This is a genomic window from Algoriphagus aestuariicola, from assembly GCF_017254835.1.
Lineage (GTDB): Bacteria > Bacteroidota > Bacteroidia > Cytophagales > Cyclobacteriaceae > Algoriphagus > Algoriphagus aestuariicola.
Genome location: NZ_JAFKCW010000002.1, coordinates 274573 through 286821, shown reverse-complemented (window position 1 = coordinate 286821; position 12249 = coordinate 274573). Strand labels below are relative to the sequence as shown.

The 12249-nt window shown below is 50.0% G+C and carries 9 protein-coding genes; 2 read left to right on the top strand and 7 right to left on the bottom strand.

Going from position 1 to position 12249, the window contains the following annotated elements; genetic code table 11:
• Positions 1-120: 120 nt before the first annotated feature.
• From J0A67_RS08520 to J0A67_RS08500, 5 genes are all read right to left on the bottom strand, one after another.
• Positions 121-1089 (bottom strand): FecR family protein, encoded by a 969-nt coding sequence (locus J0A67_RS08520; protein WP_206568887.1) that lies wholly within the window; start codon positions 1087-1089, stop codon positions 121-123.
• 117 nt (positions 1090-1206) lie between these two features.
• Positions 1207-1731, bottom strand: a complete 525-nt coding sequence (locus J0A67_RS08515) for a sigma-70 family RNA polymerase sigma factor (protein WP_206568886.1) — start codon at positions 1729-1731, stop codon at positions 1207-1209.
• A 529-nt stretch (positions 1732-2260) separates the two neighbouring features.
• Complete coding sequence (ligD, locus tag J0A67_RS08510) at positions 2261-4684, bottom strand: DNA ligase D (protein ID WP_206568885.1); 2424 nt, start codon at positions 4682-4684, stop codon at positions 2261-2263.
• Entirely contained in the window at positions 4684-5454 is a 771-nt protein-coding gene (ku, locus tag J0A67_RS08505) for a non-homologous end joining protein Ku (RefSeq protein WP_206568884.1), read from the bottom strand. Before ku ends, ligD begins: the two co-directional genes overlap by 1 nt.
• 154 nt (positions 5455-5608) lie before the next feature.
• Positions 5609-5920 carry a response regulator gene (locus J0A67_RS08500; protein WP_206568883.1) on the bottom strand — a complete coding sequence of 104 codons (312 nt, stop codon included), beginning with the start codon at positions 5918-5920 and terminating at the stop codon, positions 5609-5611.
• Positions 5921-6284: 364 nt separating this feature from the next.
• Between J0A67_RS08500 and J0A67_RS08495 the strand changes: the two genes are divergently transcribed.
• Together J0A67_RS08495 and J0A67_RS08490 are read left to right on the top strand one after the other, a co-directional pair.
• A complete protein-coding gene (locus J0A67_RS08495; protein ID WP_206568882.1) occupies positions 6285-6824 on the top strand; it encodes a CinA family protein in 540 nt (179 codons plus the stop codon).
• A gap of 30 nt (positions 6825-6854) precedes the next feature.
• On the top strand, positions 6855-7271 hold the full coding sequence (locus J0A67_RS08490; RefSeq protein ID WP_206568881.1) for a four-helix bundle copper-binding protein: 417 nt from the start codon (positions 6855-6857) through the stop codon (positions 7269-7271).
• A 191-nt stretch (positions 7272-7462) separates the two neighbouring features.
• Here the strand turns inward: J0A67_RS08490 and J0A67_RS08485 are convergent, their stop codons facing one another.
• On the bottom strand, positions 7463-8923 hold the full coding sequence (locus J0A67_RS08485; protein ID WP_206568880.1) for a RagB/SusD family nutrient uptake outer membrane protein: 1461 nt from the start codon (positions 8921-8923) through the stop codon (positions 7463-7465).
• Positions 8924-8942: 19 nt separating this feature from the next.
• On the bottom strand, positions 8943-12002 hold the full coding sequence (locus J0A67_RS08480) for a SusC/RagA family TonB-linked outer membrane protein (protein WP_206568879.1): 3060 nt from the start codon (positions 12000-12002) through the stop codon (positions 8943-8945).
• Positions 12003-12249: the final 247 nt, after the last annotated feature.

Below are 12249 nucleotides of genomic sequence, written 5' to 3'. Positions count from 1 at the left end.
CAAGGTTTTTAAGGCTGGTGGTAACTTTTTTTTCATGGATTCGAATGGTTCATGGTTTAGAATGTCAAAATGTTTTTTCCCGTAAAAGGATGGACGGGTTGGAACGGATCCATTCGCTTTTTAGGGGCAGTTCTTGAAATGGAGTATCACATTTTTTGCGTCGAGTTGATAGGTGAGCGGGATGGAATATTGGATCAGCTGGAGGAGATTTTCCAGGCTTTGATTTTCATAGACACCAGAGATTTCACAGGTATTTTGCTCCGTCAGGTTATGGGTGATGGTGACGCCATACCAGTCTTCTAGGATTTCTACCATCTCGTACATCCGGGTTTTTTGGAAAGCCAGGATGTCTTCCGTCCAGGCAAAAAGTGGATCGCCAGCAGGAGTTTCACTCACTGAACCCTTCTGTCCGACGTAGTCCAAACGCTTGTTGGGATGTAGCAAAAAGGTCGCTTCATGCGGATCGGAGACTTTCACCAGACCGGTCTTCACCGCTACGACTTCTGACTCGTCGGATAGGGCTTTGATCAAAAATGAAGTTCCCAATACCTCTGTGGTCAGCTTGCCGGACTCGACCCGAAACGGTCGCAAACTGTCCCGCTTCACTTCAAAAAAGGCCTCGCCCCGAAGTTTTAGGAGTCGCCGCTCCGAAAAGTTCTCTGCTACCTGAATCTTTGTGTTGTGAAAGAGCCGTACGGAAGAGCCATCGGGGAGGCGGATCTTTTTGATCATCCCGGTGCCGTTTTCGAACGTGACGAATGAAATCTCCGGTGAAGGTTTTGGTTCCTTCACATCAAGCTGTTGAAGCGTTACCAAACCGAGTCCCATTCCCAGGATCACAGAAGCGGCGATTTTCCATGCCCATGATCCACGTTTGTCACCTGGTCTGTTGGGCTGCGTTCGACTTCTGATCTTTTTGAAAAGATCCCGCTCAATCTGGGACCTAGTCCGGCCTTGATGGTCTATGATCTCCAGTTGCTCCCCCTCGTCTTGGTGATACCACTCGTTTATTTGTTGGATTTCAGAAGGCGTGGCTTTTCCCCGTAAGAGTTTGCTGATGGTCTGGGAGAGCGAGGGATGTAATTTCATTCATGTGGGCTTTCTCTCTATAGGTGGGAAAAACGCCTGTCCACTACCGCCTGAATTGATTAAGGATTTATGAAGGTTGTCCGGCCGAAAAATAACCTTTACGTAATCAAAGTCCGGCTATGAAGCCATGACCAACGCCAGCATCGGTGCCAGATGCTTTAGCTCCCTCCGCATAACCTTGAGGGATTTAGACAGTTGGTTGTGAATGGTTTGCGGGGAAACTTGTAGCTTTTCAGCAATCTCTTCCACACTGTAGCCTTCTAAACGGCTCATTCTGAAAATCACGGCAGCCCGAGGCGGCAGGGAGGTCACCGCGACCTCAATTTCGTGGTAGAGTTCTTCGAATGCAAAAATGTCCTCTTCATAGTACCCGACCCACTCCTCCTTGTTTTGCACCCGGTTTTTTGCTTGTTCGTCTAAATACCTCATTACCTGGTATTTTACAGCGGTGAGCAGGTAGGCTTTGATCCCGCTTTTTATTTCGAGGCTTTCTCGTCTTTTCCAGATATCGACGAAAATCTCCTGGATCAAATCTTCAACTATCGCCTGATCTCCTATTTTTCTGTATGCACTCTGGTACATCAGCTCCCAGTGCTCTGTGAAGACTTGCTCGAAAAAAACAGGATTTGAGAGACTTTGCATAGGCCTGACCGAGGTTGTTTCAAAAATAGCCCTGTGACCAAGAAATCGGGAATCCGCATGGTTAAGATATTATTAACAGATCCCACCAATGGAGGCAAAGCATGCTATTTAAGGTTTTGGTATGAATTAAAACCAAGGCGTATCCCAGTCGCTAACCAGGGGGCATTTTGCCATCAATGCCAAGCTAAAATCAGTTTGGATCGCTGGAAGAACTCAAATCAGAGGACTTGGCTATAGGCGACATCTTAGGCTAAAGTGCTCAATCTGACGACAAAGCAGACCGTGGATGTGAAATTTACGTTTCTGCTTTTGACATCTTTTTCAGAAGAATATTTTTTACTCTTCGCTATATTGAAATTCTTAATTCTCGTCACCCCACCATGACTAAAAAGCTACTTCGGCTTCTCATTCTATTTTTATGGCGAGTGCTAGTTTCTCGGCTTTGGGGCAGATTTCCACAGTTGGAAAAGAGTTTTGGGTGGGATTTATGGAAAACAACAGGGTAAATAGCGGCTTGTCCAAGCAACGCTCACTTCATTTCACTGATTTTTGCGATTGCGCCTTCGATATCGACGCCCTTGCCCAATACTTCGACAAACAATTTTGGATATTTTCTCACTCGATCCATCACGGTGGAGATGGTAAAGTCGTTTTTGTCCAATTTGGAGTTAACCTCTTGCCAATGCAGTGGGGTAGAAACGGTAGCCAACGGTTTGGGACGAACGCAATAGGGGGCAGCAAGTGTTTGCCCTTCCCGATTTTGAAGGTAGTCGAGGTACATTTTGCCATTTCGGTCCTTGATTCTCCTTTCGAGCGTAGTGAGCTTGGGTAGTCGCTCCTGGACGATATGGCAGAGCAGCTTGCAGAAGTTCCGGGCTTCTTCATAGCTGTATGCTGCGCCAAGTGGCAGGTAGATATGCAGGCCGCTGACCCCGGAAGTTTTGCAATACCCCTTGACGTCCAGCTGGTCCAGGAGATTTTTAAACTCCAGCGCAACTTCCACCACGTCCGAAAAACTGTTTTTTATCGAGGGGTCGAGGTCTATCACCAAATAGTCGGGTCTATCCAGCGAGCCTACCCTGGAATTCCAAGGATTCAGTTCGATGCAGGCAAGGTTGGCCAGATATATCAGTGTTTCCTCGTTTTGGCACAAGAGATAGGATATGTCGCGCTGGGCCGACTCGGCATGCAGTTCTACGGTAGCAATCCAGTCAGGCACATAGTCCGGCGTGTCTTTTTGATAAAACCCCGGCTTTTTGATTCCATTGGGATGGCGGTGGAGATTTTGCGGACGGTCCTTTAAGAAAGGAAGGATATATTCGGAGATGTTGAGGTAATAGTCAATCAGCTGGTATTTTGTTATCCCCTCGCCGGGCCAGAGTATTTTGTCCAAATTCGTGACAGCGACGGTTTTGCCGTTGATTTCCAAGCCGTCTTCGAGGGATGGTGCCGTTTGCGCTACATCTTTTTTTCCGTCGTCCAGCTGAAGTTCGTGGGGGGTCTTATCCTGTCGAAGCCCCTTGAAAACTGGGTGGCGTAGCCGCTTGTCCCGAGTCCAGTCGGAAAAAGTCACCTCTGCTACCAAAATGGGCTTTAACCATTTTGGAGATCTTCCTTTCAGATCGATGGGATCCGGGAAAGGGGATTTTTTTTGGCTGATTTTTTTGAATTCCGACAGCATTCCTCGCTGTTGCCTTAGGGTGAACCCCGTACCACAGTTTCCGATATAACGCAGTTGGCCCCGATCGTACATGCCGAGGATCAGGGAGCCAAAAGGCCTGCTGTCCGAAAGAGTATATCCACAGACGACGGTTTCGACACTGGCCACTGGCTTGATCTTCAGCCAATTTGCCGACCTGGTTCCCGGTAGATAGGTGGAATCTGCTTTTTTGGAGATGATCCCCTCATAGCCGCTGGCAACCGTTTTTTTGTAAAATCCCTTTCCGTTTCCGGCGACATGCTCCGAGTAGCTCACGCCGGGGATATCGGTTAGCAGTTCTTCCAAGAGCTCCTTTCTGTCTTTCAACGGAAGATGGATCAGACTGTGTCCATCGAGAAATAGCAGGTCAAACACCATGTATTTCAGTTCGCCTTTTGGCTCCCGTTCGTAATACTGGAGCCACTGAAACTGGGGAATGCCTTTCCTGTCCAAAGCAACCACCTCCCCATCCAAGATGGTACTGTGGGGAACTTGGGACAAGGCTTCAAGGATTTCAGGGAATTTCGCTTCATAGGACAGGCCATTTCTGGAATATCCTACGGCAGAGGTGCCGCTGGTATGGGTGACCATCCGGTATCCGTCCCATTTGATCTCATGCAGCCAGCCGGAAGCCTTATCTAAATCTTCCTTTTTTCCGTTTTCCGCAAGCATGGGAGAGATGGAGCTGTCAAGACTAAGCTCCTCCTGAGCTGGCTCCTCGGCGTGTTCTTTCAAGGGTGTCCTGTGCAGATCGGCGTCGTAGTCCAAGTCGGAGGCGAAACGGTCTTTTTTTTTGATCAGCAGCCATTGGGGTTTTTGGCCCTCCAGCCGGGTCCGTACCAAGGCAAATTCACCCCTTATTTTTGTTCCAAAGAACATCAGCTTGAGGTCGCCATTGGCATACATCTTCGAGGGGGAGGCTTCCGAGCTGGACTGGAAGGTTCCAGAGTCCCAAATCTCCATTTCCCCGGCACCATAGTTTCCCTTGGGTATGGTACCCTCAAAGTCCAGGTATTTTAGGGGATGGTCTTCTGTTTCTACGGCGAGGCGCTTGTCCCTGGGGTTGAGGGAAGGGCCCTTCGGCACAGCCCAACTTTTGAGCACTCCGTCTATCTCCAGCCGCAAGTCAAAATGGAGTCGCCTGGCATCGTGGCGCTGGATCACGAAGCGGCTTTTGCCGGTTCTTTCCAATTTGCCGCGTGGCTCTCGAGTCTTTCTGAAATCCCTCTTCTTGTTGTATTCTTCGAGTGCCATCAAGATGCTTTTTTCCGTTTTTTCAGACTTGCCTTGAGCTGGGCCAGAAGATCGCTATCAGCCGTAGGCTGGGTTTTGAGTTTTTTGACCACAGCCTTTTTCCCCTTGGCTTTGGATTCGATGACCTTCATGAGCTGTTCATTGTAGGTATCCCGATAAGCCTCAATGTCAAATTTTGCGGTGTATTGGTCTATCAGCGATTTAGCCATGTCAAGTTCTTTTTTGGATACCTTTCCTGAGGGAAGACGAACCTCCGAAGGATCGCGGATCTGCTCGGCGAAACGGATGACATGGACTACCAATACGTTTTCGTAGACTCCTATCAGGGCGAGGTTCTCCCGTTGTCTCATCACGAATGTGGCAACACCAAGCTTTTTTGCCTTGTTGAGGCTGTCACGCAGTAAATTGTATGATTTTCCACCCTCTTTTTGAGGCTCCAGATAGTAGGGTTTTTTAAAAAGCATGTCCGGTACTTCCTCTGCCTCTACAAAGGTCTCGATGTCGAGGGTGCTGCTTTTCTTGACGTTTGCCATCTCAAAGTCGCTGTCTTCCAGGATGACGTATTTTTCCCCTTTTTTATAACCCTTCACAATATCCTTCCATTCCACTTCCTTCCCCGTGTTTTCATTGATCCGCTGATAGCGGATTCTGGCGTGGTCGCTGCCGTCGAGCATGTCCAAATCCAGCGTCCTCGATTCGGTAGCTGAATACATTTTTACGGGAATGTTGACTAGGCCAAAGCTGATTGAGCCGTTCCAGATGGATCTCATAATGTGTGGATTGAGCGTACTGGCAAGGGGGTTTCAAGTTTTGTTCCAGTCGCGATATGAGCTTCGTATTTCTAAGAAGAAAATGGGTGCTGGGATAGGATCTAGACGCTAAAAAAAATCAGGGCACTGCAAATTGTATATGTGCGTATGGCTATTAGGAAGGAATCAGGCTGAACGCCGAGGTTATTTTCTGGCGAAGTTCCTCAAAGCAACAAGGCTTGATAAAAAATGATACGGCTCCCAGTCGGAGCGAATCATCCTTGTCCTGGGGATCGGATGAGGTAGAAAAAACGAAGATGGGAATGTCCTTCAAAGAAAAATCCTTTTTTACTTCTTTAAGAAAGGTTTTGCCGCACATGCGTGGCATATTTAAATCGAGAAAGATATAGTCTGGGCGACGCTGCGTATCAACTTGTAGAAGCCTTAATGCGTCGACCCCATCGATAGTCTCCAGGCAAAGATCCAAAGGTGATAGAAAGAATCTCGCTCCATATCCTCAGCGCTTTCGATTGATCAACAACGACGCGGACTTGGATAGGTAAGGACTTGTTGATTATAAACACGAGGCGTTGACACCTTGGGCCGGAAGCCGCTGGATATACAGCCGTTGTGCTCCCCGTGTCGCTGTGTCCACATATTGCCGCTGCCATTCCACAGCTGATTGGGACTCGGCTGGGACATCAAAATGGCTAGCTGGTGCCCGGCATCTTTTTGGATGCCTAGGGCAGCTGTTTTCCTGCAGCAAACATGCTTTGGTCAGGATGGTATGGAAATAGCCTTTTTCAGACTATATGGCCACGAATCATAAATCCCATTCCGCCAATCCGCCGATGGACGAACTACTCCGGATACAGCGTTTTTGCGTTGAACGGAACCTGAAAATTGCAGTAGCAGAGAGCGTAACTTCCGGCTTGGTCCAAGCCTGGATGAGCAACATGCCTGAAGCGGGACTTTTTTTTCTGGGCGGCATAACCGCCTATACCTGCGAGTCTAAGGAGAAGTTGCTCGACATCCCATTGGAGCTCAGCAGGCCGGTGAACGGTGTAGCATCCGCCATCTCGGATCTCCTGGCAGAAAAGGTCTGTAGCTTATTCGGGGCGGAATTGGGCTTGGGAATTACGGGTTACGCCACCATAGCTCCGGACATGGGTGTTTTCAGTAAATATGCCTTCGGAAGCCTCTACCTTTCAGGCTGTATTGTACATCGATGTTTTTTGGTCAGCCACAGGTCTTCCCAAGCGGATGTCCAAAAGGATTTTTGCACCCAACTGATCAAGACCTGCGCGGCCGTCTTGGCAACTATGGGCAGAAATCATTACGAGCCTGACGAGGGAAGCAACCCATCCAAGACCGGATATAATCTTAGATGAAGCATATAGTCAACCTAAACCCAACTACCAATGATTCTAAGTATGATGAGAAGTAACCTGACAATGGCACTCTTGGCCTGCGGCCGCGAATGCGACCGTGCCTTGATAATGTTGCCCGCCGAAGCCCCAGCATCTTTGCTGCGATCCAAGTTGCGGGAATGCGGGGAGGCCTGCAAAGCCTGCCTCGATGCCCTCGAGTCTTCACGTTCCGAAATACGCGGTTTGCTGATTCATGCCGTACGGCATGCCTGCCTATCCCTGTTGGAGGTAATGAAAAGCCACGAACACCCAAACTTGAAATCCTGTATCGAAAGCGTTTGCCGTTGTGTGGAGGAATGCGAGCTGCATATCGATGACCGCGATTATGGGATGTTTGGCCAAATTGGAAACAACCTATGTCCTCCGCTGAACTCTGCGGGGATGGGCTTGACAGCTTCGACCATTTAATGAAAGCACAAGGTTCATTTTAGGATAATTTGCCTAGTAAATACTCCTGTGCGCCGGTTTGTAGACTGGCCAAGAAATGGACTGTGTCTACTCAAAGCGGACTCGCCCGGATGTGGTCCGCCCCATCTTCTCATGGAATTCAAGTAGTAGCAAGTAGATTCCGCTCTAGTCAATTCAAGCAAGCCTATCGTTCAGTACCCCGGATTCTGATCGCTAGGATCCATGGCTTCGTTGAAATTCAGTTCTTCAACAGGGATGGGCCAGAGGTAGTGTTTTTCGGAAATCGTGATCCCCTTGTTCTTCAATACAAATTCTGCAGCCCGGCCAGTCCTCTTCAGATCCATCCATCGCTTCCCCTCAAACTGTGTCTCATAGGCTTTTTCTTGGAGAACGAGATCCAAAAAACCTTCAACAGTCAAGTCAGCCATGACGAAATCCAACTCCGACTCCGCATTGGGGTCAAGCCCAAAAGCACGCCTACGCACCTGATTGAGGGCCTCTAGGCTGGGCTCGGTAAGCCCATCCAAACGAGCGGACGCTTCGGCGAAGATAAGCAGCAGTTCAGGATAGCGATACACCGGGATATCATTGCCGGCGCCGCTATTGTCTGGGGCTTGGGTTTCCGAAAATTTTCCGTTGACCAGTGTGGAATCGCCCAGGCCAAAGTCCACCATTTCCCAAAGCGCCTTGCGGAGGTCACCTTCTTGCCATTCCCTGTAGAATGGGTTGGTCGCATCACTGTAATGTGCATAGGCTCCGCCAAAATTGTAGAGTCCAGTACTTGGATGGTTGAGTATCCAAGGAAGTCCGTTTCCTTGGCCGCTTTGGCGGGCATACTTGAATGCGAAAATTTCCTCGCTAGAGGTGATCAGCGTCGCTCCGAAGATTTTCTGCCGGATATCGTCGACCGAGCGGATGGGTACCAACTGAAACTCTTCTGCGGCCATGACCTCTTGGGCTTTGGTCTTGGCCATTTCATAGTCTTCCAAATGAAGGTAAACGTCGGCCAGCAAAGTTTTGACAGCCCACTCAGTAGGACGGCCAGGCTCATCGGTAGCGGGGGGGAGGTACATTTCCGCCTCGACCAGATCTTTCAATATCAGTTCATAGACCTCTTCGGGACTGCTCTTCGGCACATCTTTTTCATCGATGTTCTTGTCTGTGCGCAGGGGCACCCCGCCCCAGTTTCTCACCAGGTCAAAGTAGGTCAGTGCCCGCAAAAATTTTGCCTCGGCCAAGAATAGCTCCCGTTCTTCCTCGGTCAATTCCTCGCTAAGCGGGGCTTTTTGTATGACGAGGTTCGCATTGCGGATGCCTTGGTAGAAGCTGTTCCACCGAGCCGCTGCGGCATTGATATTGGTCGGATTGAATCCTTCGAAGTCGTTGTATTGGGCACGGCTGCCACGGCCATAGCCCCAGTCCGTATGGGCGCTGAGCACGGCGATCTGCTCCGATCTGACCATGCGCAGGGGGAAGTAAATTGCGTTTGTTGCCGCCTCAAAGTCCGATTTGCTTTGGTAGAAATTTTCTGAGACGATGGTTTTGGGTTCTTCCTCCAGGAGGCTTTCGCAGGAAATGGACAGCGCAGCGGTGGCAATGCCTCCCACGAACAGGAGTCGCTTTGCAATTTTTTGGTTTGTTGAAGATTTCATGGTAGGGTCGTTTTAGGGATTAAAAAGTGGCATTGAGACCGATGGTGTAGGATTTGGGGATCGGATAGCCGAAGTGGTCTATTCCCATGCTGTTGTCCGCGCCTTTGCTGTTGACCTCGGGATCCCACCAGGAGTATTTGGTGAAGGTCAGAAGATTTTGCCCGCTGGCGTATATCCGTAAGCTTTTTAGAAACTTGCCCCCAGAATTTTTAAGCGGGAAAGTGTAGGCTAAAAGGATGTTTTTCATCCTCAGGTAGGAGCCATCCTCGACGAATCGATCCGAGACGCGCGTGGTCGAACTTCTGCTGATCCGAGGGTATTTGGCATCGGTGTTTTGTGGTGTCCAATGGTCCAGCAGGACTTCCTGTGGCATGTTGAGACCCTGACCGTAGTCCATCGTAGAGGAGATCGCACTCACATTCATGATGTCGTTGCCTTTGCTTCCCTGAAAAAAAATCTCCAGTTGGAAGCCTTTGTAGCCCATGTTGGAGTTGAATCCGAAATAGAAATCGGGATTGGGATTCCCTATATGGGTTTTGTCATCCTCGTTGATTTGTCCATCGTTGTTTAGGTCTTCGTAGCGGATCGCTCCCGTCTCGGTGTAGCCATCTTCCCGATATCCCCAAAATTGTCCCAGCGGTCGTCCTTCCTCCATAATCGAGAAGTTGTCTGCTACCGTGACCACGTTGATGAAGTTCGTCAGTATAGGCTCGCCCCCATTCAGACTGAGTACCTTGTTTCGGTTGAAGGAAATGTTTCCGTCCAGGCTCCAGCGGAAGTCGGAGGAGAAGATTTGGCCAAATAGGCTGAGTTCGACTCCTCGGTTTTCGATGGAGCCCACGTTGGCGATGGTGGTGGTGTAGCCGAAAGAGCTTGGCAGCCTTACCGTGCTTAGGAGATCATCGGTGGTTTTGAGATAGTAGTCCGCACCCAACACTACTCGGTCACCCCATAATCCCAGATCCAAACCGAGGTCAAGCTGTTCGGTCGTCTCCCACTTAAGGTCTCCTGGGAGTGTTGATCCCGGAGCGAGAAAATTGAACAAGTCATCTCCAAATACGGTATAGCCCGGAAAAAGCCGATTGAGTGTTGCATAGGGATCTATAGCCTGGGAGCCGGTCTTTCCCCAGCTCATCCTGAGCTTCAGGGTGGATACGACTTCCTGATCTTTCATGAAATTCTCCTCGGAAACCTTCCAAGCCAGCGCACCAGACGGGAAATAGCCCCATTTGTTTCCTTCACTGTATCTCGACGATCCATCTGCGCGGAAGGAAAAGGTCGCCAGGTAGCGGTTGGAAAAGCCGTAGTTGACCCGGCCGAGGTAGGAAAGCAAGACGGAATTGGCGTAGCCAGACGTCGGGATACCCGGAGTCTCGGCCGCGCCCAGATTGTCCGTTTCGTAAAGGTCGCTGAGAAATCCGGCACCGCTTCCTGCGAGGTATTTGGTGGTAAAATCCTGATAGGTAAAGCCAGCCAGCACATTCAGCTCGTGCTTTTCATTGAATACGTCGGCATAGGTGATCGTATTTTCGTTCAGTCGGCTCACATATTGGCCGCTGCTTACACTTGCAGCGCCGTTGCTGTTGAGAAAGTTTCGGCTACGGTAGGAGTCTGTGCGGTCGTCGCGGTTTTCTATCCCGCCGGAGACTTTAATGGTAAGCTCGGGTAGGGGATTATAGCTAATGGCCGCGTTGGCCAATATGACGTTTGCGGTGATGACAGTCGACTGCTCGTTGATAAAGTAGAGTGGGTTGACAATGTCAGGGGATACAAAGGGGAAATCGTCAGCCAGGTTGTTGATAGAACCGTTTGCCATATAAGGTTCGGAAAGGGGAGAGGCGACTAGCGCCGCACCGATCATGCTGGCTCCTCTAGCGCCGCCCTCACTGTCGCGACGAGATGTGATAAGTTTGCTGAGGGTCGAATTGAAGTCCACCTTGAACTTGTCGCTGATCTTATGGTTGATCGTGGATCGTATGGAGTAACGGTCGTAGTCAGAGTCTTTGATGATCCCGTCCTGTTGGAAAGCGCTACCACCGATCAGAAATTGGGTATTTTCCCCACCGCTGGAGATACTCAGGGAAGTATTCCTGATCGGTGCCTGTTCGAAGACCAAGTCCTGCCAGTCTGTCCCCTCTCCAAATCCATTAACTTCGGAGTCGCTGAAATAGGGCTCCAACCCATCGTTTTCCGCTTGGATGTTCATCAGTTGTGCATACTGGCCTCCATTCATCAGCTCGAGTTTGTTCCGAAGTGTCTGGATGCTGTAGGCCGCGTCAAACTCAACCAAGGTTCCTGCTCCCCGACCGCTTTTGGTGGTGATGAGGACCACGCCATTAGCCCCTCGAGAGCCGTAGATCGCCGTTGCCGAGGCATCCTTGAGGATTTCTATGCTGGCAATGTCGGAGTTGTTGAGGTTGGTCGGATTGCCCGAAAAGGGAAATCCGTCGATCACGTAGAGTGGGTCATTGTCACCTTGGATGGAGTTTGAACCACGGATTCGGATCGATACACCTCCGCCGGGTGCCCCGTTGTTTTGGATTACCTGAACGCCGGGAGCCCTCCCGTTGAGGGACTGAATGACGTTGGTGGTGGGAAACGCATTCAGCTCTTCGGAGTTCACCTGTGCGACTGAGCCGGTTAGATCTGTCCTGCGGGCAGATCCGTAGCCTATTACCACCACCTCTTCCAAATCCTGCTCGTCTGTGGATAGCGAAACATCGATGGCAGTTTGGCTGCCCAGCGTAATTTCTTTGCTTTGAAAGCCCAGAAATGAAAATACCAGCACAACACTTCCTTGGTCTGCTGGTATCTCTATGCTGTAATTCCCCGAATCATCCGAAACTACTCCTAAGTCGGTTCCTTTGATCTGGACGGTAGCTCCTGGAAGGCCGGTTCCATCCAAATCACTGATTGTGCCCGTCACCGTGCGCTCTTGGGCTGGCGAGGAGGGGGGGACGGTGTCCCGCTGTGGCACCGTGTCTTGGACAGGGCTGAGCGGGTAATCTCCGGCTTGCGCTTCGGCGGTCAACCCCAAAAGTGCGCTGGCCAAAAGGAGTAAAGCTGAAATTTTCTTCATAGCTGGTAGGGTCTATCCAAAACAGTCCGTGTGTTGTGGCTTATTAGGTAGACCAACTATTGTTCCTGTAGATTTAGAGTTCGGGCAATTGTGGCTAGAAGCCAAGGGATGATCGGTTTTTTCTTCTGAGTAAAAAGAAGGGATGCTCCGAAGGGGTGGAAAAACCGTCTAGGCTCTCGCCAGTCTGGGTAAAATCAGCCTCATTTTGTACCTCGAAAAAAGCGTTCGTTGCTCGGCTCTAGTTGAC

Excerpts from the sequence above, each read along its gene's own strand:
- J0A67_RS08520 (WP_206568887.1), bottom strand. The coding sequence starts at position 1,089 with ATGAAATTACATCCCTCGCTCTCCCAGACCATCAGCAAACTCTTACGG.
- J0A67_RS08495 (WP_206568882.1), top strand. The coding sequence starts at position 6,285 with ATGGACGAACTACTCCGGATACAGCGTTTTTGCGTTGAACGGAACCTG.
- J0A67_RS08480 (WP_206568879.1), bottom strand. The coding sequence starts at position 12,002 with ATGAAGAAAATTTCAGCTTTACTCCTTTTGGCCAGCGCACTTTTGGGG.
- ku (WP_206568884.1), bottom strand. The coding sequence starts at position 5,454 with ATGAGATCCATCTGGAACGGCTCAATCAGCTTTGGCCTAGTCAACATT.
- J0A67_RS08485 (WP_206568880.1), bottom strand. The coding sequence starts at position 8,923 with ATGAAATCTTCAACAAACCAAAAAATTGCAAAGCGACTCCTGTTCGTG.
- ligD (WP_206568885.1), bottom strand. The coding sequence starts at position 4,684 with ATGGCACTCGAAGAATACAACAAGAAGAGGGATTTCAGAAAGACTCGA.
- J0A67_RS08515 (WP_206568886.1), bottom strand. The coding sequence starts at position 1,731 with ATGCAAAGTCTCTCAAATCCTGTTTTTTTCGAGCAAGTCTTCACAGAG.
- J0A67_RS08490 (WP_206568881.1), top strand. The coding sequence starts at position 6,855 with ATGATTCTAAGTATGATGAGAAGTAACCTGACAATGGCACTCTTGGCC.